The following is a 20,207-nucleotide window of genomic DNA, read 5'->3' as shown; positions in this document are numbered from 1 at the left end:
CGCATCATGAGCCAGGCACAGAAGATCCCGGACGTCGCGGGCGAAGTCGCGATCGAAATCCGCAAGATGAACAAATGGTACGGCCAGTTCCACGTCTTACGCGATATCGACCTGACGGTGGCGCGCGGCGAGCGAATCGTGATCTGTGGCCCTTCCGGGTCGGGGAAATCAACGATGATCCGCTGCATCAACCGGCTGGAGGAACACCAGTCCGGTCATATCTTCGTCGACGGCACCGAGTTGACCAACGACCTCAAGAATATCGACAAGGTGCGCTCCGAGGTCGGAATGGTGTTCCAGCATTTCAACCTCTTCCCGCATCTGACGGTGCTGGAAAACCTCACCCTTGCGCCGATCTGGGTCCGCAAGATCCCGAAGAAACAGGCCGAAGAAACCGCGATGCATTTCCTGACCAAGGTGAAGATCCCCGATCAGGCACTGAAATATCCGGGCCAGCTGTCAGGGGGGCAGCAGCAGCGGGTCGCCATCGCGCGGTCTTTGTGCATGCGCCCCAGGATCATGCTCTTTGACGAGCCGACCTCGGCGCTTGACCCCGAGATGATCAAAGAGGTGCTCGACACCATGATCGAGCTCGCCGAAGAGGGCATGACCATGCTTTGCGTCACCCATGAGATGGGCTTTGCCCAGGCTGTGGCAAATCGCGTCGTCTTCATGGATCAGGGTCAGATCGTCGAACAGAATGCGCCGAAAGAGTTCTTCTCGAACCCGCAATCTGAACGTACCAAGCTTTTCCTGAGCCAGATCCTCGGCCACTGACCTGCCTGCAGCTCCCCCTGAAAACCCGCCGTACCCGCTGGCGGGTTTTCGCTTTTGACGTAATCCTGCCTTACAATCACAGGCCCGGCGGCTATCACTGGAAGAACGCTTTCAGAGGAGCATCCATGTCCCGCACTTTTCCCCTCGCCGCCGCCGTCATCGTGCTTGGCAGCTTGCCGGCCCTGGCCGCCCTGCCGCCCTATTTTGACCGGATCGAGCAGATGCAGACCATCCTCGCCAGCGAGGCCGTGGCCGAGCGTCTCGGCGGGCGCCCCATCGACGGGCTTGAATACGAACGCCATGCCGAAGATGGCAGCGTGAAATGGGAAATCGACACTGATGGCTGCGATATCGAGATCTGGCTGGACCCGCAGCCGTTGCCGGAAGGGATGACCGGCAAAGTCACTTATGAGGTCCGCACGCCGGTCGAAGCCTGCGATAACTGAGCCTCGCGCAGAGACTTTGCCCGGGGTCCACCCCCGGGCAAACACCGCCCGGCAGGGGTCAGAATGCGAATTCCGCCATCACCGCGCGGTGATCCGAGGGCCAGGGCATCACGACAATATCGCTGCGCGGCCCATCTTCGCCAATGATGGCGGCATCGGTGACCCGCAGCCCATCGCCTTTTGCCAGCAGCTGGTCGATCCGGTCCGGGTGGTCATCCGTGGCAGCCTCGTCATAACGTGGGGCCCAGGTGAAAGCAGGCTTCGCGACAGGATCGGGAAAGACCGCCCGATAGGCATCGGTGAACCCAAGATCGGCGAGCCGCTTCGTCGCCGGCCATTCGACCACAACCGGATGCGTGCCCTGCGCCATCGCAGCCCCGGTCCAGTCAAGCCACGACGGTTCATTAAAATCGCCGGTCACAAACACCGCCGCCGCGCCCGCTGCGGAGTTCAGATCCTTCTCCAGCAAATCCATCCCGCTCCCCCGTGTCCGCCGCGCCCAATCCGCCGCCTCTTCCCCCGTGGTCAGGAATGGCGCCGGGCCATATTCAATCCCGAGCAATTGGTAAGGCTGATAGGGTTCATCATCGAGATGGATATTGAAGAGCCAGACCGCCCTGCCCTCCACATCAATCCGGACACCAAGCTCATGCGGGCTGGCCTCGCCAATCGGGTAGCGCGAGATCACCGCATTGGCCCAGAGCGCCGGCGCCCCGCCCTTCTGATCGTACCACTGCCAGCCAAGTGCCTGGGCAATTGCCTCTGCCGCCGAGGGACCGGTCGCTTCGCAGGATTCGGCACTGCAATCCTCAGGCTCTGCCCGGGTCTCCTGCAGACCCACGATATCCGCGCCTGCGGCACGAATGGCAGCGACCGTCTCAGAGACGTCTTTATCCTCATTCACACCGCCGCCCCAGATGTTGAAACTCATCACCCGCAACACGGTCTCGGCCGCAGCGGGCAGCGGCAAAAGGGACAGGGGCAATACAGCCAGAATCGAAAGGCGCATGAAGACCTCCGCACAAAAACCAGGCCAGCTTATCCTGGCGCGGAATTATGACGAGGCATAGTCTCTGGTTTCGGCAGATCGCTCTGCGGGGCGCGTCTGCATCAAGAGAGCGCCGGAATTTCCGCTTGCTCCAGATACGCCCGCCGGCGGCTCGGAACAGAAAAAGGCCGCCCCGAAGGGCGGCCTCTGGATCACAAAACCCGAAGGCTTCAGATCACTTGATGATTTTGGCAACAACGCCTGCACCAACGGTGCGGCCGCCTTCGCGGATTGCGAAGCGCAGTTTCTCTTCCATGGCGATCGGCGCGATCAGTTCGACTTCGAACTTCAGGTTGTCGCCCGGCATCACCATTTCGGTGCCTTCCGGAAGCTTGACCATGCCGGTCACGTCCGTGGTGCGGAAGTAGAATTGCGGGCGGTAGTTCGCGAAGAACGGCGTGTGACGGCCACCCTCTTCCTTGGTGAGGATATAGGCCTCAGCCTCGAAAGTGGTGTGCGGCAGAACCGATTTCGGCTTGCACAGAACCTGACCACGCTCGACGCCATCACGGTCGACGCCGCGCAGCAGCGCGCCGATATTGTCGCCGGCTTCACCGCGGTCGAGCAGCTTGCGGAACATTTCCACACCGGTGCAGATCGACTTCGAGGTCGGACGGATGCCGACGATCTCGACTTCGTCACCGACGTTGATCACGCCGCGCTCGATACGACCGGTCACAACCGTGCCGCGGCCCGAGATCGAGAACACGTCTTCGATCGGCATCAGGAAGGGCTGGTCAACAGCGCGCTCCGGGGTCGGGATATAGGCGTCGACAGCCGCGATCAGTTCGCGGATCGAGGTCTCGCCGATCTCCGGATTGGTGCCGTTCATCGCAGCCAGAGCCGAGCCCTTGATGATCGGGATATCGTCGCCCGGGTATTCGTAGGACGACAGAAGCTCGCGGATTTCCATCTCGACGAGTTCCAGCAGTTCCGGGTCATCGACCTGGTCGACCTTGTTCATATAGACGACCATGTAGGGGATACCCACCTGGCGGCCGAGCAGGATGTGCTCGCGGGTCTGCGGCATCGGTCCGTCAGCGGCGTTCACAACGAGGATCGCGCCGTCCATCTGGGCCGCACCGGTGATCATGTTTTTGACGTAGTCGGCGTGGCCGGGGCAGTCAACATGGGCGTAGTGACGCGACTCCGACTCATACTCGACGTGTGCGGTCGAGATCGTGATGCCGCGGGCGCGCTCTTCCGGAGCACCGTCGATCTGGTCATAGGCTTTGAAGTCACCGAAATATTTGGTGATCGCGGCCGTCAGGGTCGTCTTGCCGTGGTCAACGTGGCCGATCGTGCCGATGTTGACGTGCGGTTTGTTCCGTTCAAACTTTGCCTTTGCCATTTGGCAACTCCTTCAAATTCTTGCTCCGCGAGTTTCGCGGCATTTGGGGGGTGGAGGGCGCGGACGCCCTCCCGCCGGATCAGGCGTGTTTCTTCTGGATTTCCTGGCTCAGGTTTTCCGGCACGGCGTCATAATGGTGGAATTCCATCGAGAACACCGCGCGGCCCGAAGACATGGAACGCAGGTTGTTGATATAACCGAACATATTCGCCAGCGGGACCATCGCGTTGATCACGTTTGCATTGCCCCGGGTGTCCTGGCCCTGAACCATGCCGCGACGCGAGGTCAGATCGCCGATGATGCCGCCGGTATATTCTTCCGGGGTCACCACTTCGACTTTCATCACCGGCTCAAGCAGTTTCGCGCCGGCTTTTTTCAAACCGTCACGCATTGCTGCACGCGCTGCGATTTCGAAGGCGAGAACCGAAGAGTCGACGTCGTGGAAAGCACCGTCGATGAGAGCGACTTTGAAGTCGATCACCGGGAAGCCTGCCAGCGGGCCCGAATCCATGACGGATTTGATGCCTTTTTCGACGCCGGGGATGTATTCCTTCGGAACCGCACCACCAACGATTTTCGACTCGAACGAATAGCCTTCGCCCGGTTCGGTCGGCGTGATCACCAGCTTGACGCGTGCGAACTGACCCGTACCACCGGTCTGCTTCTTATGCGTGTAGTCGATCTCATGCTGCTGCGAGATCGTCTCACGATAAGCCACCTGCGGCGCGCCGATATTCGCCTCGACCTTGAACTCGCGACGCATACGGTCGACGAGGATGTCGAGGTGAAGTTCGCCCATGCCCTTCATGATGGTCTGGCCCGATTCCTGATCGGTCTCAACCCGGAAGGAGGGGTCTTCGGCAGCCAGACGGGCAAGAGCGATGCCCATCTTTTCCTGGTCAGCCTTGGTTTTCGGCTCGACGGCGATCTCGATAACCGGGACCGGGAAGGTCATGGTTTCCAGAACGACCGGGTTTGCCGGATCGCAAAGCGTGTCACCGGTGGTGGTCTCTTTCAGACCGCCAAGCGCGATGATGTCGCCGGCGAAGGCTTCGGTGATTTCCTCACGCTCGATGGCGTGCATCATCATCATCCGGCCAACGCGCTCTTTGCGGCCTTTGGTCGAATTGAGCAGGCTGTCGCCTTTTTTCATCACGCCCGAATAGAGACGGGTGAAGGTCAGCGAGCCGACGAAGGGGTCGTTCATGATCTTGAACGCCAGACCCGAGAAGGGCTGGGCATCGTCTGCAACGCGCTGGATGTTGCGGGTCTCGGTCTCGTCGCCCGGTGCGAAGCCCATATAGGGTTTCACGTCCAGCGGCGAAGGCAGATAATCGACAACAGCGTTCAGGAGAGCCTGCACGCCTTTGTTTTTAAACGCAGAACCGCCCAGAACCGGCACGAATGCCATCGCTAGGGTGCCCTTGCGGATCAGCGCGCGCAGCTCGTCCTGCGAAGGCTCTTTGCCTTCGAGGTAAGCTTCCATCGCAGCATCGTCCTGCTCGACGGCGAGCTCGACGAGGGTCGCGCGACGGGTCTCGGCTTCTTTTTTCAGGTCGTCACGGATCGGACGGTGCGCCCAGGATGCGCCGACATCGTCGCCTTCCCAGACCCATTCTTCCATCGTGACGAGGTCAACGATGCCTTCCAGATGATCTTCGGCACCAATCGGGAACGCGATCGGCGCGGTCGTAGCGCCGGTGCGGTCCTTGATCATGTCGAGGCACTTCTGGAAGTCTGCGCCGATCTTGTCCATCTTGTTGACGAACACGATGCGCGGAACGCCGTAACGGTCGGCCTGACGCCACACCGTTTCGGTTTGCGGTTCCACACCGGCGTTACCGTCGAGAAGGCAGACCGCGCCATCAAGAACCGCCAGCGAACGTTCAACTTCAATGGTGAAGTCAACGTGGCCGGGGTGTCGATGATGTTGAAGCGGTGCTTCGGCGAGGTCGGAGCGGTGCCGTCGTAGGTCTTTTCCCAGAAGGTGGTGGTGGCAGCCGAGGTGATGGTGATCCCCCGCTCCTGCTCCTGCTCCATCCAGTCCATGGTCGAGGCGCCATCGTGCGTCTCGCCCATTTTGTGGTTCTTGCCGGTATAGAAAAGAATACGCTCGGTCGTGGTCGTCTTGCCGGCATCGATGTGGGCCATGATGCCGAAGTTACGATAGAGATTAAGCGGATAGTCGCGTGCCATTTGGCCCCCTTACCAGCGGTAATGGCTGAACGCTTTGTTCGCGTCGGCCATCTTGTGGGTGTCTTCGCGCTTTTTCACGGCAGTGCCGCGGCCATTGACGGCATCGGACAGCTCAGCTGCCAGACGCTCTTCCATGGTGTTCTCGTTGCGCTTACGCGCAGCGATGATCAGCCAGCGGATCGCGAGCGCTTCACGGCGCTCGGTGCGGACTTCGACCGGAACCTGGTAGGTTGCACCACCAACGCGGCGCGACCGGACTTCGACCGAAGGCTTCACATTGTCGAGCGCTTCGTGGAAGGCTTCGATCGGCGAACGCTTCAGGCGGCCTTCGACGCGAGTCAGGGCACCATAGACGATCGACTCGGCGACCGACTTTTTGCCATCCAGCATCAGGTTGTTCATGAATTTGGTCAGAACGCGGTCGCCATATTTGGCGTCCGGGAGAATTTCGCGCTTCTCTGCGGCGTGACGACGGGACATGTCTCTCTACCTCTCCTGGATCACTTCGGACGCTTGGCGCCGTACTTCGAACGACGCTGACGACGGTCTTTGACGCCCTGGGTATCCAGAACACCCCGGAGGATGTGGTAACGGACACCCGGAAGGTCTTTGACGCGGCCGCCGCGGATCAGAACAACGCTGTGCTCTTGCAGGTTGTGCTTTTCGCCGGGGATGTAGGAGATCACCTCGAAGCCGTTCGTCAGACGAACCTTGGCCACTTTCCGCATAGCGGAGTTAGGCTTCTTCGGGGTCGTGGTGTAAACGCGGGTACAAACCCCACGCTTTTGCGGGCAGGATTCCAGGTGCTGGGACTTGGACTTGCTCGGCTTATCTTCCCGGGGTTTCCGGATAAGCTGTTGAATCGTCGGCATTCACGTTCCTCGTTTCGATACTCGCACCCTATGCCTTATGGTGCGCCGCTTCTCGAGTGCATTGCGCGAATCGCAAAACACAAAAACCGCATTCATCCGCCGATAAGGTGGATGACGCGGGTATTTCTGCAGAGGATCGGACGGGGTCCGGCCCTGAATTTCAGGACGCTCTGACCCTGGCGGCACATGGCAGCCCCGCAAGGGTGAGCGGGCTATAGGTGGAATCGCCCCTGGTGTCAACTGCGCCCCCGCCCGTGGCACAGGTGCCCGGGCCACAGGAACCGGGCAGGATTCACCCCCTGCGCCGGGCCTCACGCAGGATGGTGAAGACCCCGGAGGCCACGATCAGCGCCGCCCCTGCAAGGGTCACAATATCGGGCAGATGGTCAAAGACCAGCCAGCCGAGCAGCGTCGCCCATAAGAGCTGGCTATACCGCAGGGGCGCCGTCATGCCGACATCTCCGGACTGCAATGCGCCCACCAGCGAGACGAATGCCATCGTCATGAAGAACCCGCCGACAAGCGCCAGCAGCAGATGGCGCAGGGTCACTGGCTCCCATGGCACAAAGACCGACCAGACGACGCTCAGCGTCAGGACCATGATCGCCGCGCCAAGCCCGACCAGCGCCGCCGGTACAGCGCGGCTGATCTGCCGGGTGATCAGATCGCGGCAGACCACGCAGGCCACCGACAGAAGCACCAGAAACGCCCAGGGGTCCAGCCCGTTCTCGCCGGGACGGATCACGATCAGCACCCCGATGAAGCCGATGGCCACTGCAAGCGCGCGACGCCAGCCGACCTTTTCCCCCAGAAACACAGCGGCAGCAGCCGTCGCAGCAAGCGGCACTGATTGCAGGATGGCGGTGACATTGGCCAGCTGCATATGCATCAGAGAGGCGAGGAAGGTCAGAGTCGCCGCCACTTCGCCAAGGCTGCGCAGGATCAGGAATTTGCGGTCCCTCCCCTTCGGCAGATGTGAGAAGGCCCCCGCCCGCCAGGCCAGCAGCGCCAGCATGGCGCAGGCCGGCACACCGCGCACCACCATCGCCTGCGGCAAAGGCATATCGGCCAGCAAAAGCTTGATGATCGTGTCATTGATCGCGAAGGCGAGCATGGCCAGCAACATCAGCGCGATACCGCGGGTCTTCTCACTCACTGGCATGATGTCGGGCGCCTCAGTTCTGCTCGCCCTGCCCTCTGTCAGGTTTCAGCCCGGTTTGGAAGGGCAGGATGCGGCCCCCTCCGCTTTATATCGGCCCCCGGCGGCGCCACGTTCCACATATCCCCGGGGGAAAGGCCGGGACCAGCGAACCACGCGCGGCCCACAACCGTGCACCGCGAAGGCACAGGCCCTGCCAATGCGGAATATCCGGTCTGGCCCCCTGCCCCGGTTCAGCGCCCCGGGTGTGGAGACAGAAAAGCCCCGCCCGGTTGTCCGGACGGGGCCAGAGATCACTTCACCGGCCCGGGGCCAGTGAGCCGGGGATCAATCCCGGCTTTCCAGATCGTCGACGATCACGCTGGCCAGATCAGGCTGCGCAGCCGGGATCGGAGCGGCCAGAGCGGCGGCGGTTTCCGCCTCGCTGCGGCGTGCCTCGATCACCGTCGAGTCGCGCTCGGACGCGATGGACTTCACGCGGCGCGTGGCCCCACCGGTGCCGGCCGGGATCAGACGGCCCACGATGACGTTCTCTTTCAGGCCCTGCAGCTTGTCGCGCTTGCCCTGAACGGACGCCTCGGTAAGGACGCGGGTCGTCTCCTGGAAGGAAGCCGCCGAGATGAAGCTGCGGGTCTGCAGCGACGCCTTGGTGATCCCCAGCAGAACCGGCTCGGCTTTCGCCTCGCGGAGACCGCGGCCACGGGCTTTGAGGTTCTCTTCCTCCAGCTCCTGGCGTTCGACCTGCTCGCCCTTCAGCAGCGTGGTATCCCCCGAATCCAGCACTTCGAGTTTCTGCAGCATCTGCCGCACAATAACCTCGATATGCTTGTCGTTGATCTTCACGCCCTGCAGACGATAGACGTCCTGGACCTCGTCGATCATGTAGTTCGCCAGCGCTTCGACACCCATGATACGCAGGATGTCATGCGGCGCGGGGTTCCCGTCCATGATATAGTCGCCCTTCTGGACGAAATCGCCTTCCTGGACGGGGATATGTTTGCCCTTGGGCACCATATATTCCATCGACTGAAGGGTCTCATCCACCGGCTCGACCGTGATGCGGCGCTTGTTCTTGTAGTCCTTGCCAAAGCGCACATAACCATCGGCTTCCGCGATGATTGCGTGATCTTTCGGGCGACGCGCCTCGAAGAGTTCCGCCACGCGGGGAAGACCCCCGGTGATGTCCTTCGTCTTGGTGCCTTCGCGCGGAATACGCGCCACGATATCGCCCGGGCGCAGTTCCTGACCGTCTTCGATCGAGAGAACCGCATCCACCGACATCGCATACTGGATCGGGTTGCCGCTGTCGCCACGCACCGGTTCGCCCGTTTCCGGGTTCACCACAAGGATCTCGGGCTTGAGATCCGAGCCACGCGGTGCCGCACGCCAGTCAGACACGATCTTCTGCGTCATGCCGGTTGCGTCATCGGTGTCTTCGCGCACCGAGATGCCGTTGACCAGGTCCTTGAACCGCGCCACGCCAGCCTTTTCGGCCACGATCAGCAGGTTGAAGGGGTCCCATTCGAACAGCTTATGGCCACGCTTGACCTCTTCGCCATCCTTCACGTGAAGTTTGGCGCCATAGGTCAGCTTGTGCACCGCGCGCTCGTCGCCATTGGCGTCGATGATCGCGATGGACATGTTCCGGCCGATCACCACCTGCTCGCCTGCGACGTTCAGAAGGAGGTTCGCGTTGCGGAACTCGATCTTGCCTTCCTGCGAAGCTTCAAGGAACGACTGCTGGCCGCCTTGCGCAACACCGCCGATGTGGAAGGTCCGCATCGTCAGCTGCGTGCCCGGTTCACCGATGGACTGGGCGGCGATGATGCCGACCGCTTCACCGATGTTCACCTGAGTACCACGGGCGAGGTCGCGACCGTAGCACTGGGCGCAGACGCCTTCCTCGGCCTCACAGGTCAGCGGGCTGCGGATACGGGCGACAGGTACGTTATACTTGCCGACCAGATCTGCCTTGCGCTCGTCGATCAGTTCACCCTTGGCGATCAACACCTCATCGGTGCCCGGGATCATGATGTCTTCCGCCACGACACGGCCCAGCACCCGTTCCGAGAGCGGAGCGGTTTCCTGGCCTTCCTTGACGGCTGCCGAAGCAGTGATCGAGTTCTCGGTGCCGCAATCATGCACGCGAACGATGCAATCCTGCGCCACGTCGACCAGACGGCGGGTCAGGTAACCCGAGTTCGCCGTCTTCAGAGCGGTATCCGACAGACCCTTCCGGGCGCCGTGGGTCGAGTTGAAGTATTCAAGAACGGTCAGACCTTCCTTGAAGTTCGAGATGATCGGCGTCTCGATGATCTCGCCGTTAGGCTTGGCCATAAGGCCGCGCATACCGCCCAGCTGCTTCATCTGCGTGACCGAACCCCGGGCACCGGAGTGGGCCATCATATAGACCGAGTTGGGTTCCTTCTCGGCGCCATTGTCGTCGTATTTGGTGGCCGAGATCGTGGACATCATGCCCTCGGTCACCTTGTCGTTGCATTTCGACCAGGCGTCGACGACTTTGTTGTATTTCTCGCCCTGAGTGATCAACCCGTCGAGATACTGCTGTTCAAAATCGGCAACGAGAGCCTTCGTCGCATTGACGATGTCCCATTTGTTGTCGGCGATGACCATGTCGTCCTTGCCGAACGAGATGCCTGCTTTGAACGCCTCGCGGAAGCCGAGACCCATGATCTGGTCACAGAAGATCACCGACTCTTTCTGACCGCAGTAGCGGTAGACCGTGTCGATGACGGTCTGCACGTCTTTCTTACGCAGAAGACGGTTCACCAGTTCAAACGGCGCTTTGGCGTTTTGCGGCAGGATGTTCCCGATCCGCAGACGGCCAGGCGTCGTCTCGTAGCGTTTCCAGACGATATTGCCTTCCTCATCGACCTGCTTGAGGCGGGCAGTGATTTTGGCATGCAGATGCAGCTCGCCGGCGGCAAGGGCGTGTTCGACTTCGTCGATATCGCGGTAGAGACCGCCCTCGCCCTTCATGCCTTCGCGCTGCATGGTCACGTAATAGATCCCGAGAACCATATCCTGCGACGGAACAATGATCGGCGCGCCGTTGGCGGGCGACAGAACGTTGTTCGTCGACATCATGAGAACGCGGGCCTCAAGCTGGGCTTCCAGCGAGAGGGGAACGTGAACAGCCATCTGGTCGCCGTCGAAGTCGGCGTTGAAGGCGGAACAAACCAGCGGGTGCAGCTGGATCGCCTTACCCTCAATGAGGATCGGCTCGAACGCCTGGATGCCCAACCGGTGCAGCGTCGGCGCGCGGTTCAGAAGGACCGGATGTTCGCGGATGACCTCGTCGAGGATGTCCCAGACTTCCGGACGCTCTTTCTCAACCAGCTTCTTCGCCTGTTTCACGGTGCTGGACAGGCCCTTGGCCTCCAGCCGCGAATAGATGAAGGGCTTGAAGAGCTCGAGAGCCATCTTCTTCGGCAGACCACACTGGTGCAGCTTCAGCTCCGGCCCGGTCACGATGACCGAGCGGCCCGAGAAGTCGACGCGCTTGCCGAGCAAGTTCTGACGGAAGCGGCCCTGCTTGCCTTTCAGCATATCGGACAGCGATTTCAGCGGGCGCTTATTGGTCCCGGTGATCACTCGGCCACGACGGCCGTTGTCGAACAGCGCGTCAACCGCCTCCTGCAGCATCCGCTTTTCGTTGCGGACGATGATGTCAGGCGCACGCAGCTCGATCAGACGCTTCAGCCGGTTGTTCCGGTTGATGACGCGGCGATAAAGGTCGTTCAGATCCGAGGTCGCGAAACGGCCACCGTCCAACGGGACGAGCGGACGCAGTTCCGGCGGGATCACCGGAAGCACGGTCAGGATCATCCATTCCGGGCGGTTGCCGGATTCGTAGAAGCTCTCGACGATCTTCAGACGCTTGATGATCTTCTTGGGCTTCAGCTCGCCGGTGGCTTCCTTCAGCTCTTCGCGAAGGGTCTCGGCCAGCTGGCCCAGATCAATCGCGGCCAGCATTTCGCGGATCGCTTCGGCACCGATATTGGCGGTGAAAGCATCAGCACCATACTGGTCCTGCGCGTCGAGATACTCATCCTCGGTCATCAGCTGACCATAGGTCAGATCAGTCAGACCCGGCTCGATAACGACATAGTTTTCGAAATAGAGGATGCGTTCCAGATCCCGCAGGGTCATGTCCAGCATGAGGCCGATCCGGGACGGAAGCGACTTCAGGAACCAGATATGCGCGACCGGAGCGGCCAGCTCAATATGGCCCATGCGCTCACGGCGGACCTTTTGCAACGTGACTTCCACGCCGCATTTCTCGCAGACAACGCCGCGATACTTCATCCGCTTATATTTGCCGCAAAGGCATTCATAGTCTTTGATCGGCCCGAAAATCCGGGCACAGAACAGACCGTCGCGCTCGGGCTTAAAAGTCCGGTAGTTGATGGTTTCCGGCTTTTTGATCTCGCCGTAGGACCACGAGAGAATACGCTCCGGCGACGCCAGCGAGACTTTGATCTCGTCAAACGTCTTGACCGGCGCGACCGGAACGGATTGTTCGTCAGTTCCTGGTTCATTTGATCTTCCCAATCAGGAGGTTGCGGTCAGAGGGTGGCGCCGGTTTCTTTCCAGAAACCGGCCCGGAATTTTCCTTAAAATTCCGGTCACTCCTCTTCCGCATCCAGGAGTTCCATGTTCAGGCCGAGGCCGCGGACTTCCTTCACGAGAACGTTGAAGCTCTCAGGCACACCGGCCTCGAAGTTATCCTCGCCCTTGACGATCGATTCATAGACCTTGGTCCGGCCCGCGACGTCATCCGACTTCACCGTCAGCATCTCCTGCAGGGTATAGGCGGCGCCGTAAGCTTCCAGAGCCCAGACCTCCATCTCCCCGAGACGCTGACCACCGAATTGCGCCTTACCACCCAGCGGCTGCTGCGTGACGAGCGAATACGGACCGGTCGAACGCGCGTGAAGCTTGTCATCAACGAGGTGGTGCAGCTTGAGCATGTATTTCACGCCCACGGTGACCTTGCGCTGGAACTTCTCGCCCGAACGGCCGTCAAAGACGTCCGACTGGCCAGAGGTGTCGAAACCGGCACGCCGCAGCGCGTCGTTCACATCCGCCTCTTTCGCACCGTCGAAGACCGGGGTCGCGATAGGCACGCCACGGGTGACGGTCCGCGCGCTTTCGATGATATCCTCATCGCCCGCTTCGCCGAAGGCCTCATCATAGGTCTCGTCGCCATAGGCAAAGCGCATGGCTTCCTTGACAGGGGTGAGATCGCCCGAGCGTCGATAGTCCTGCAAAGCATCGTCAATCCGGATGCCCAGACCGCGTGCGGCCCAGCCCATATGGGTTTCCAGAATCTGACCCACGTTCATCCGCGACGGCACGCCGAGCGGGTTCAGCACGAGGTCAACATGGGTGCCATCCGCCAGGAAGGGCATGTCTTCGATCGGCACAACCTTCGAGATAACACCCTTGTTGCCGTGACGACCGGCCATCTTATCGCCCGGTTGCAGCTTACGCTTCACCGCGACGAAGACCTTGACCATCTTCATCACGCCCGGAGGCAGATCGTCACCGCGACGGACCTTCTCGACCTTATCCTCGAAACGTGCGGTCAGAGCGCGTTTCTGCGATTCATACTGATCGTGAAGCGCCTCGATCTCTTTCGCCTGGGCCTCTTCGGCGACAGCAAGCTGCCACCACTGGCCACGGCTCAGAGTGCCGAGCAGTTCCTCGTCAATGGTCGAACCGGCGCGGACACCTTTCGGGCCTTTGACAGCTTCGCGACCCAGGATCAGAGCCTTGAGGCGCGAATAGATATTGCGCTCCAGGATGGTCATTTCGTCGTCGCGGTCGCGGGCCAGACGTTCGACTTCTTCGCGCTCGATCTGCAGCGCGCGTTCGTCTTTGTCGACGCCGTGACGGTTGAAGACCCGCACTTCGACGATGGTACCATAGGCACCCGGCGGCAGACGCAAGCTTGTGTCGCGGACGTCAGACGCTTTTTCACCGAAGATGGCACGCAGAAGTTTCTCTTCCGGCGTCATCGGGCTTTCGCCCTTCGGGGTGATCTTACCGACAAGGATATCGCCCGGCTGCACTTCGGCACCGATATAGACGATGCCCGCTTCGTCGAGGTTGCGCAGAGCTTCCTCGCCGACGTTCGGGATGTCGCGGGTGATCTCTTCCGGCCCGAGCTTGGTATCGCGGGCGGCGACTTCATATTCCTCGATATGGATCGAGGTGAAGACGTCATCCTTGAGGATCCGCTCGGAAATTAGGATCGAGTCCTCATAGTTATACCCGTTCCAGGGCATGAAGGCCACGATCACGTTCCGCCCCAAAGCCAGTTCACCCATATCGGTGCAGGGGCCGTCAGCGACCACTTCACCACGGATGACCGTATCGCCCACCTTCACCAGCGGACGCTGGTTGATGCAGGACGACTGGTTCGACCGCTTGAACTTGCGCAGACGGTAGATGTCGACGCCCGGCTCGCCCGGCTCCAGGAGTTCGGTCGCACGGATAACGATACGCTGTGCGTCGACCTGGTCGATCACGCCCGAACGGCGCGCCATGATGGCAGCACCCGAGTCGCGCGCAACCACAGCCTCAATCCCCGTGCCCACGAAAGGCGCGTCGGATTGCAACAGCGGAACCGCCTGACGTTGCATGTTCGAGCCCATCAGAGCGCGGTTGGCGTCGTCATTTTCCAGGAAGGGGATCAGTGAGGCCGCGACCGAGACCAGCTGTTTCGGCGAAACGTCGATCAGATCGACAGCATCCGGCGGGTTCAGCATGAATTCACCGCCCTTACGCGACGAAATCAGGTCGTCGGTAAAGTGACCTTCCGCATCCTGCGATGCGTTGGCCTGAGCGACGGTGTGCCGCATCTCTTCGGTTGCCGACATATAGACGACTTCGTCAGTCACCTTGTTGTCGACCACCTTGCGATACGGGGTCTCGATGAAGCCGTATTTGTTCACGCGCGCAAAGGTCGCGAGCGAGTTGATCAGACCGATGTTCTGACCTTCCGGCGTTTCAATCGGGCACATCCGGCCATAATGGGTCGGGTGAACGTCGCGAACCTCAAAGCCTGCGCGCTCGCGCGTCAGACCGCCCGGCCCAAGCGCCGAAAGACGACGTTTATGGGTGACTTCCGACAGCGGGTTGGTCTGGTCCATGAACTGCGACAGCTGCGACGAGCCGAAGAATTCGCGGACAGCCGCAGCCGCCGGTTTCGCGTTGATCAGATCCTGCGGCATGATCGTGTCGATCTCGACCGAGGACATCCGCTCTTTGATCGCACGTTCCATGCGCAGCAGACCGACGCGATACTGATTTTCCATCAGCTCGCCGACCGAGCGCACCCGGCGGTTGCCGAGGTGGTCGATATCGTCGATCTCGCCCTTGCCGTCACGGAGCTCAACCAGGGCTTTGATGCACTTGATGATATCGTCACGGTCCAGCGTCCGCTGGGTGTCGGGCTTGGCGACATCCAGACGCATGTTCATCTTGACCCGGCCAACAGCCGAGAGATCATAGCGATCTTTATCGAAGAACAGCGTGTCGAAGAGGCTCGACGCTGCTTCAACGGTCGGCGGCTCACCCGGACGCATCACGCGGTAGATATCCATCAGCGCGGTGTCGCGGCCCCAGTTCTTATCGGCGGCCATGGTGTTGCGCATATAGGGGCCGACATTGATATTATCGATGTCGAGCACCGGGATCTCATTGACGCCCTGGTCGAGCAGGGTTTTCACCGTGCCGCCCTTGACCTCGCCATCCCGATCCAGCTCCCAGGTCAGCTCATCGCCGGCCTCGGCCCAGATCGCGCCGTTTTCCTCATCCACGATGTCATTGGCGACAAAGCGGCCCATGATATGGTCGAACGGCACCAGAAGCTCGGTGACCTCGCCCTCGTCCAGCCATTTCTTGACCATGCGCGGGGTGACTTTCTCACCCGCTTTCAGGATCACTTCGCCGGTGGCGGCATCAACGAGATCATAGGTCGGACGGGTGCCACGGACGCGTTCCGGGAAGAAGCGCGTAACCCAGCCCTTGTTCTTCACATATTTGAAGGTGACCGTGTCGTAATAGGCCTTCATGATCGCGTCCTGGTCGAGACCAAGCGCGTACAAAAGCGTCGTCACCGGCAGTTTGCGGCGGCGGTCGATGCGGGCAAAGACGATATCCTTGGCGTCGAATTCGAAATCGAGCCAGGAACCGCGATAGGGAATGATCCGGCAGGCGAACAGGAGCTTGCCCGAGGAATGGGTTTTGCCCTTGTCGTGATCAAAAAACACGCCCGGGGAGCGGTGCATCTGCGACACGATCACGCGCTCGGTGCCGTTCACGATGAACGTCCCGTTCGGCGTCATCAGGGGCATATCGCCCATATAGACGTCTTGTTCCTTGATGTCTTTCACCGACTTATTGCCGGTGGTCTCGTCGATATCGAACACGATCAGGCGCAGCGTCACCTTCAGCGGCGCCGCATAGGTCAGGTCGCGCTGCATACATTCATCGACGTCGTATTTCGGCTTTTCCAGCTCGTAACGGACGAATTCAAGAACAGCGGTCTCGTTGAAATCCTTGATCGGGAAGACCGACTGGAACGTGCCCTGGATGCCCTCATCGTCATGCGGCTTTTCGCCGTCACCCGAATTGAGGAAGAGATCATAGGAGGATTTCTGAACCTCGATAAGGTTCGGCATCTCGAGGACTTCGCGAATCTTGCCGTAATAGCGGCGGATACGCTTCTGGCCAACATAAGCTTGCGCCATGTTCGTGGTCACCTTTCATCGTTTCGCCGGCGCGCGACCCGTCGGGGCACAGGCACACGCCAACTGGCGAGAGGGGATATCCGGTTCCATACCTGCCATCTGTCCCGTCAGACGGCTCCCGAACCGATACCGCACCCGGAGAGAGGATTTCGTAAAATCCCCTTTCAGGACGCGAATGGCAGGAGGCGGATTGCTCCGCCCCCTGCCTGAAAATCAAAGCTGCGGGGTGACCCGCAAGCCAGATTACTTGAGCTCGACTTTAGCGCCAGCAGCTTCAAGCTTCTTCTTGATTTCCTCTGCGTCAGCTTTGGCAGCGCCTTCTTTGACTTTGCCGCCAGCTTCCACGAGGTTCTTCGCTTCAACGAGACCGAGGCCGGTGATGCCGCGGACTTCTTTGATGACGTTGATTTTGTTTGCGCCGGCTTCGACGAGAACGACGTCGAATTCGGTTTTCTCTTCGACGGCTTCAGCTGCAGCAGCCGGGCCAGCCATGACAACAGCGCCGCCAGCAGCGGGCTCGATGCCGTATTCGTCTTTCAGGATGGTCTTCAGTTCCTGAGCTTGCAGGAGGGTCAGGCCAACGATTTGTTCGGCGAGAGCTTTAAGATCAGCCATTTTTCACATTCCGTTCAGTTAAGATGGGGTCCAACGATGTGTTGATCAACCCTACGAAAGACATTGGGCAATGCCGGGGCCTCAGGCCGCGGCTTTGTCCTCGATGGTCGACAGGATGCCGGCGATGTTCGAAGCAGGCGCGCCAATGGCACCAGCGATGTTCGAAGCAGGCGCACCGATCATCGACGCGATCTGAGCAAGCAGCTCTTCGCGCGACGGCAGCGATGCGACGGCTTTGACACCGACAGGGTCCAGAACCGTACCGCCCATAGCGCCGCCGAGGATCACGAAACATTCGTTATCCTTGGCATAGCCCTCGGAGACCTTGGCCGCAGCCACGGGATCTTCCGAGAAGGTCAGCACAGTCATACCCGTAAGCAGGTCACCCATCTTGGCGATGGCTTTCCCCTCAAGGGCGATTTTGGCGAGCGTGTTCTTGGCAACGCGAACGGATCCACCCACGACACGCATACGTGCGCGGAGGTCCTGCATCTGTTTAACCGTCATGCCTTCGTAATGGGCAACCACTACGACGCCAGAGCTTTCAAAGATCTGGCCGAGATCCTCGACCAATTTCTCTTTCTGGGCTCTATCCACAGTTTCACTCCAAGTTTGGGGTTTCCCCCGGCTCAAGTCAGCCCGGGCCTCGCGGCCAGGGCATTCGGGTCCATGATGTCGTCCCGAGAGCCAAAATCACCCGAGGCAAGCCCCGGAAAAAATCGTCCCGAACTCCATCTCAGGCCGGAAATTAAGGCGTTTGCGCGCCACCAGCCTTCTCGGACAAAGCGTGTTGGGGCTGAGTGACGAATCACGCAGCCCCAACAGGTGCTGTCTCTACCCTGTTGCGACTGCGAAGCCAAGATGGTGTGGCAGGCTTTCTGCCGTCCCGCCTGCCATGTGCGGAAGAAGGGGGCCCTGCCCCCTCGCGGCTGCGCCGCTTACCCCCGGGATATTTAAGGACAGATGAATGCCGATTTCATCTGTCTCTAAATATCCCCGCCGGAGGCTTCCGCAATCAGCCAGATACGGGGCGTCGAAATGGTGAAGGCCGCCACCCGGAAAGGGCAGCGGCTTTGCATTCAGTATTCGCGCCAGCTCAGGCTTATGCCGTGGTCGCGAGATCCAGCGAGACGCCCGGGCCCATGGTCGAGGAAAGCGAAACTTTCTTCACATAGGTGCCTTTGGCGCCAGCCGGGCGGGCTTTGGTCACTGCATCGACGAAGGCGCGGACGTTTTCAGCCAGCTTCTCTTCGGTGAACGAGACTTTGCCGATACCCGCATGGATCACGCCGGCCTTTTCGACCTTGAACTGGACCTCGCCGCCTTTGGCATTGGTCACAGCGGTCGCGACATCCATTGTCACCGTGCCGACTTTCGGGTTCGGCATCAGGTTGCGCGGGCCGAGAACCTTACCGAGACGGCCGACCAGCGGCATCATGTCCGGGGTTGCGATGCAGCGATCGAAATCGAGCATGCCGCCCTGGATTCTCTCCAGCAGGTCTTCTGCACCGACGATTTCCGCACCGGCAGCTTTGGCTTCATCAGCCTTGGCGCCACGGGCGAAAACAGCGACGCGCACGGTTTTGCCGGTGCCGTTCGGCAGCTGAACCACGCCGCGGACCATCTGGTCTGCATGACGCGGGTCGACGCCCAGGTTCATCGCGATTTCCAGCGTTTCGTCGAATTTCGCCGAAGCAGCCGATTTGATCAGCGCGACCGCGGCCTCAACAGCCAGCAGATCCTTGCCAGCGAAAGCCTCTTGCGCCTTCTTCACACGTTTTGCGAGCTTTGCCATGTCGATCAGCCCTTCACTTCGATGCCGCAGGACCGGGCCGAGCCCAGGATGATGTTCATCGCCGCTTCCACGGAATTGGCGTTGAGATCTTTCATCTTGGTCTCTGCGATCTTGCGCAGCTGTGCCGCGGTGATCGTGCCGGCCACGGTGCGGCCCGGCTTGTCCGAACCCTTGGTGCGGTTACGCTTGCCAACCGGTTTCAGGCCAGCGGCTTCTTTCACGAGGAAAGCGGCCGGCGGGGTCTTCAGCTCGAGGCTGAACGACTTGTCCTGGTAATAGGTGATGATCGTCGGGATCGGGGTTCCGGGCGGGAAATCAGCCGACTTCGCGTTGAATTCCTTGACGAACATCATGATGTTCAGGCCGCGCTGACCCAGAGCCGGGCCGACGGGCGGCGACGGGTTCGCCTGTTGTGCTTTCACCTGCAGCTTGAGGCTGCCCATAATCTTCTTGGCCATCTGGCCTTCTCCTTTTCACGGCGCCGCCCTCATGGAGACGCGTTTAGCGGTCCGGTCCGTCACCTGGTTCAGCCCTCTGAAACAGGCGCTCGCCTTCCGCGCGATGCACTCAGGACCCGAAGGTCAGAACTTCACGACCTGAGTGAATTCCAGCTCGACCGGGGTTGCCCGGCCGAAGATCGAAACCGAGACCTTGAGACGGCTTTCCGACTCATCGACCTCTTCGACCATGCCCTCAAAGCCGTCAAACGGCCCGTCGGTAACCTTGACCTTCTCGCCGATATCGAACCGGATCAGGTTCCTCGGCGCGACTTCGCCCTTCTGGGCGCTGCTGCTTTGCATCCCGGCGACTTCGGCATCCCGCATCGGCATCGGCTTGCCCTGGGGGCCAAGGAAGCCGGTGACGCGGTTGATCGACGATATCAGGTGATAGCCGCGCGAGGTCATCTCCATATGCACCAGCACATAGCCGGGCATGATACGACGCTCAGACGTCACCTTTTTGCCGCGACGGACCTCGATCACCTCTTCGGTGGGCACGAGGATCTCGTCGATTTCTTCCTGCAGGGCCGCTTCGTCCACGGCGGTCCGGATCTGCTCGGCAACCTTCTTCTCGAAGTTCGAGAGGACGCTCACCGAATACCAGCGTTTTGCCATGGTCTCGCTTCCACCTTCTGACTGCATGGGAGGATTGCCTCCCGAATTCC

13 protein-coding genes and 2 pseudogenes are annotated in these 20,207 nt (G+C 60.5%); 2 read left to right on the top strand and 13 right to left on the bottom strand.

All coding sequences use genetic code 11. The features are described 5' to 3' along the window. Window positions 1-6: 6 nt before the first annotated feature. Both QNO18_RS07920 and QNO18_RS07915 read left to right on the top strand, forming a co-directional pair. Window positions 7-777, top strand: a complete 771-nt coding sequence (locus QNO18_RS07920; protein WP_283177230.1) for an amino acid ABC transporter ATP-binding protein — start codon at window positions 7-9, stop codon at window positions 775-777. Between the two features lie 125 nt (window positions 778-902). Beyond that, on the top strand, window positions 903-1,223 hold the full coding sequence (locus QNO18_RS07915) for a hypothetical protein (RefSeq protein WP_283177229.1): 321 nt from the start codon (window positions 903-905) through the stop codon (window positions 1,221-1,223). 58 nt (window positions 1,224-1,281) lie between these two features. On the opposite strand, the gene QNO18_RS07910 is transcribed toward QNO18_RS07915, so the two are convergent. The 13 genes and pseudogenes from QNO18_RS07910 to nusG all read right to left on the bottom strand — a co-directional run bounded on the left by QNO18_RS07910 (window position 1,282) and on the right by nusG (window position 20,157). Further along, window positions 1,282-2,232 (bottom strand): endonuclease/exonuclease/phosphatase family protein, encoded by a 951-nt coding sequence (locus tag QNO18_RS07910; RefSeq protein ID WP_283177228.1) that lies wholly within the window; start codon window positions 2,230-2,232, stop codon window positions 1,282-1,284. 214 nt (window positions 2,233-2,446) lie between these two features. Next, the gene (gene tuf / locus QNO18_RS07905; protein ID WP_283177227.1) at window positions 2,447-3,622 is read right to left on the bottom strand and encodes an elongation factor Tu; all 1,176 of its coding nucleotides are present in this window, start codon (window positions 3,620-3,622) and stop codon (window positions 2,447-2,449) included. 79 nt (window positions 3,623-3,701) lie between these two features. Beyond that, window positions 3,702-5,818, bottom strand: a pseudogene (gene fusA, locus QNO18_RS07900) (elongation factor G). A gap of 9 nt (window positions 5,819-5,827) precedes the next feature. Continuing rightward, window positions 5,828-6,298 (bottom strand): 30S ribosomal protein S7, encoded by a 471-nt coding sequence (rpsG, locus tag QNO18_RS07895; protein ID WP_092895891.1) that lies wholly within the window; start codon window positions 6,296-6,298, stop codon window positions 5,828-5,830. Window positions 6,299-6,318: 20 nt separating this feature from the next. After that, window positions 6,319-6,690 carry a 30S ribosomal protein S12 gene (gene rpsL, locus QNO18_RS07890; protein WP_092895889.1) on the bottom strand — a complete coding sequence of 124 codons (372 nt, stop codon included), beginning with the start codon at window positions 6,688-6,690 and terminating at the stop codon, window positions 6,319-6,321. Window positions 6,691-6,982: 292 nt separating this feature from the next. Continuing rightward, window positions 6,983-7,852 (bottom strand): DMT family transporter, encoded by an 870-nt coding sequence (locus QNO18_RS07885; protein WP_283177226.1) that lies wholly within the window; start codon window positions 7,850-7,852, stop codon window positions 6,983-6,985. 324 nt (window positions 7,853-8,176) lie between these two features. Continuing rightward, a pseudogene (gene rpoC / locus QNO18_RS07880) lies at window positions 8,177-12,411 on the bottom strand (DNA-directed RNA polymerase subunit beta'). Between the two features lie 87 nt (window positions 12,412-12,498). Further along, entirely contained in the window at window positions 12,499-16,632 is a 4,134-nt protein-coding gene (rpoB, locus tag QNO18_RS07875; protein ID WP_283177225.1) for a DNA-directed RNA polymerase subunit beta, read from the bottom strand. Between the two features lie 243 nt (window positions 16,633-16,875). Then, on the bottom strand, window positions 16,876-17,247 hold the full coding sequence (gene rplL / locus QNO18_RS07870; RefSeq protein WP_198839198.1) for a 50S ribosomal protein L7/L12: 372 nt from the start codon (window positions 17,245-17,247) through the stop codon (window positions 16,876-16,878). 81 nt (window positions 17,248-17,328) lie between these two features. Further along, the gene (gene rplJ, locus QNO18_RS07865) at window positions 17,329-17,844 is read right to left on the bottom strand and encodes a 50S ribosomal protein L10 (protein ID WP_283177224.1); all 516 of its coding nucleotides are present in this window, start codon (window positions 17,842-17,844) and stop codon (window positions 17,329-17,331) included. 505 nt (window positions 17,845-18,349) lie between these two features. Then, window positions 18,350-19,042 (bottom strand): 50S ribosomal protein L1, encoded by a 693-nt coding sequence (rplA, locus tag QNO18_RS07860; RefSeq protein WP_283177223.1) that lies wholly within the window; start codon window positions 19,040-19,042, stop codon window positions 18,350-18,352. 5 nt (window positions 19,043-19,047) lie between these two features. Then, window positions 19,048-19,500: a 50S ribosomal protein L11 gene (rplK, locus tag QNO18_RS07855; protein WP_092895875.1), complete on the bottom strand. Its 453-nt coding sequence runs from the start codon at window positions 19,498-19,500 to the stop codon at window positions 19,048-19,050. 123 nt (window positions 19,501-19,623) lie between these two features. Then, entirely contained in the window at window positions 19,624-20,157 is a 534-nt protein-coding gene (gene nusG, locus QNO18_RS07850) for a transcription termination/antitermination protein NusG (RefSeq protein WP_198839196.1), read from the bottom strand. Between the last annotated feature and the right edge of the window lie 50 nt (window positions 20,158-20,207).

It is taken from the genome of Gemmobacter sp. 24YEA27 (genome assembly GCF_030052995.1).
Taxonomy (GTDB): domain Bacteria; phylum Pseudomonadota; class Alphaproteobacteria; order Rhodobacterales; family Rhodobacteraceae; genus Pseudogemmobacter.
The sequence above is the reverse complement of the archived record's forward strand: the minus strand, read 5'-3'. Positions and strand labels throughout refer to the sequence as shown.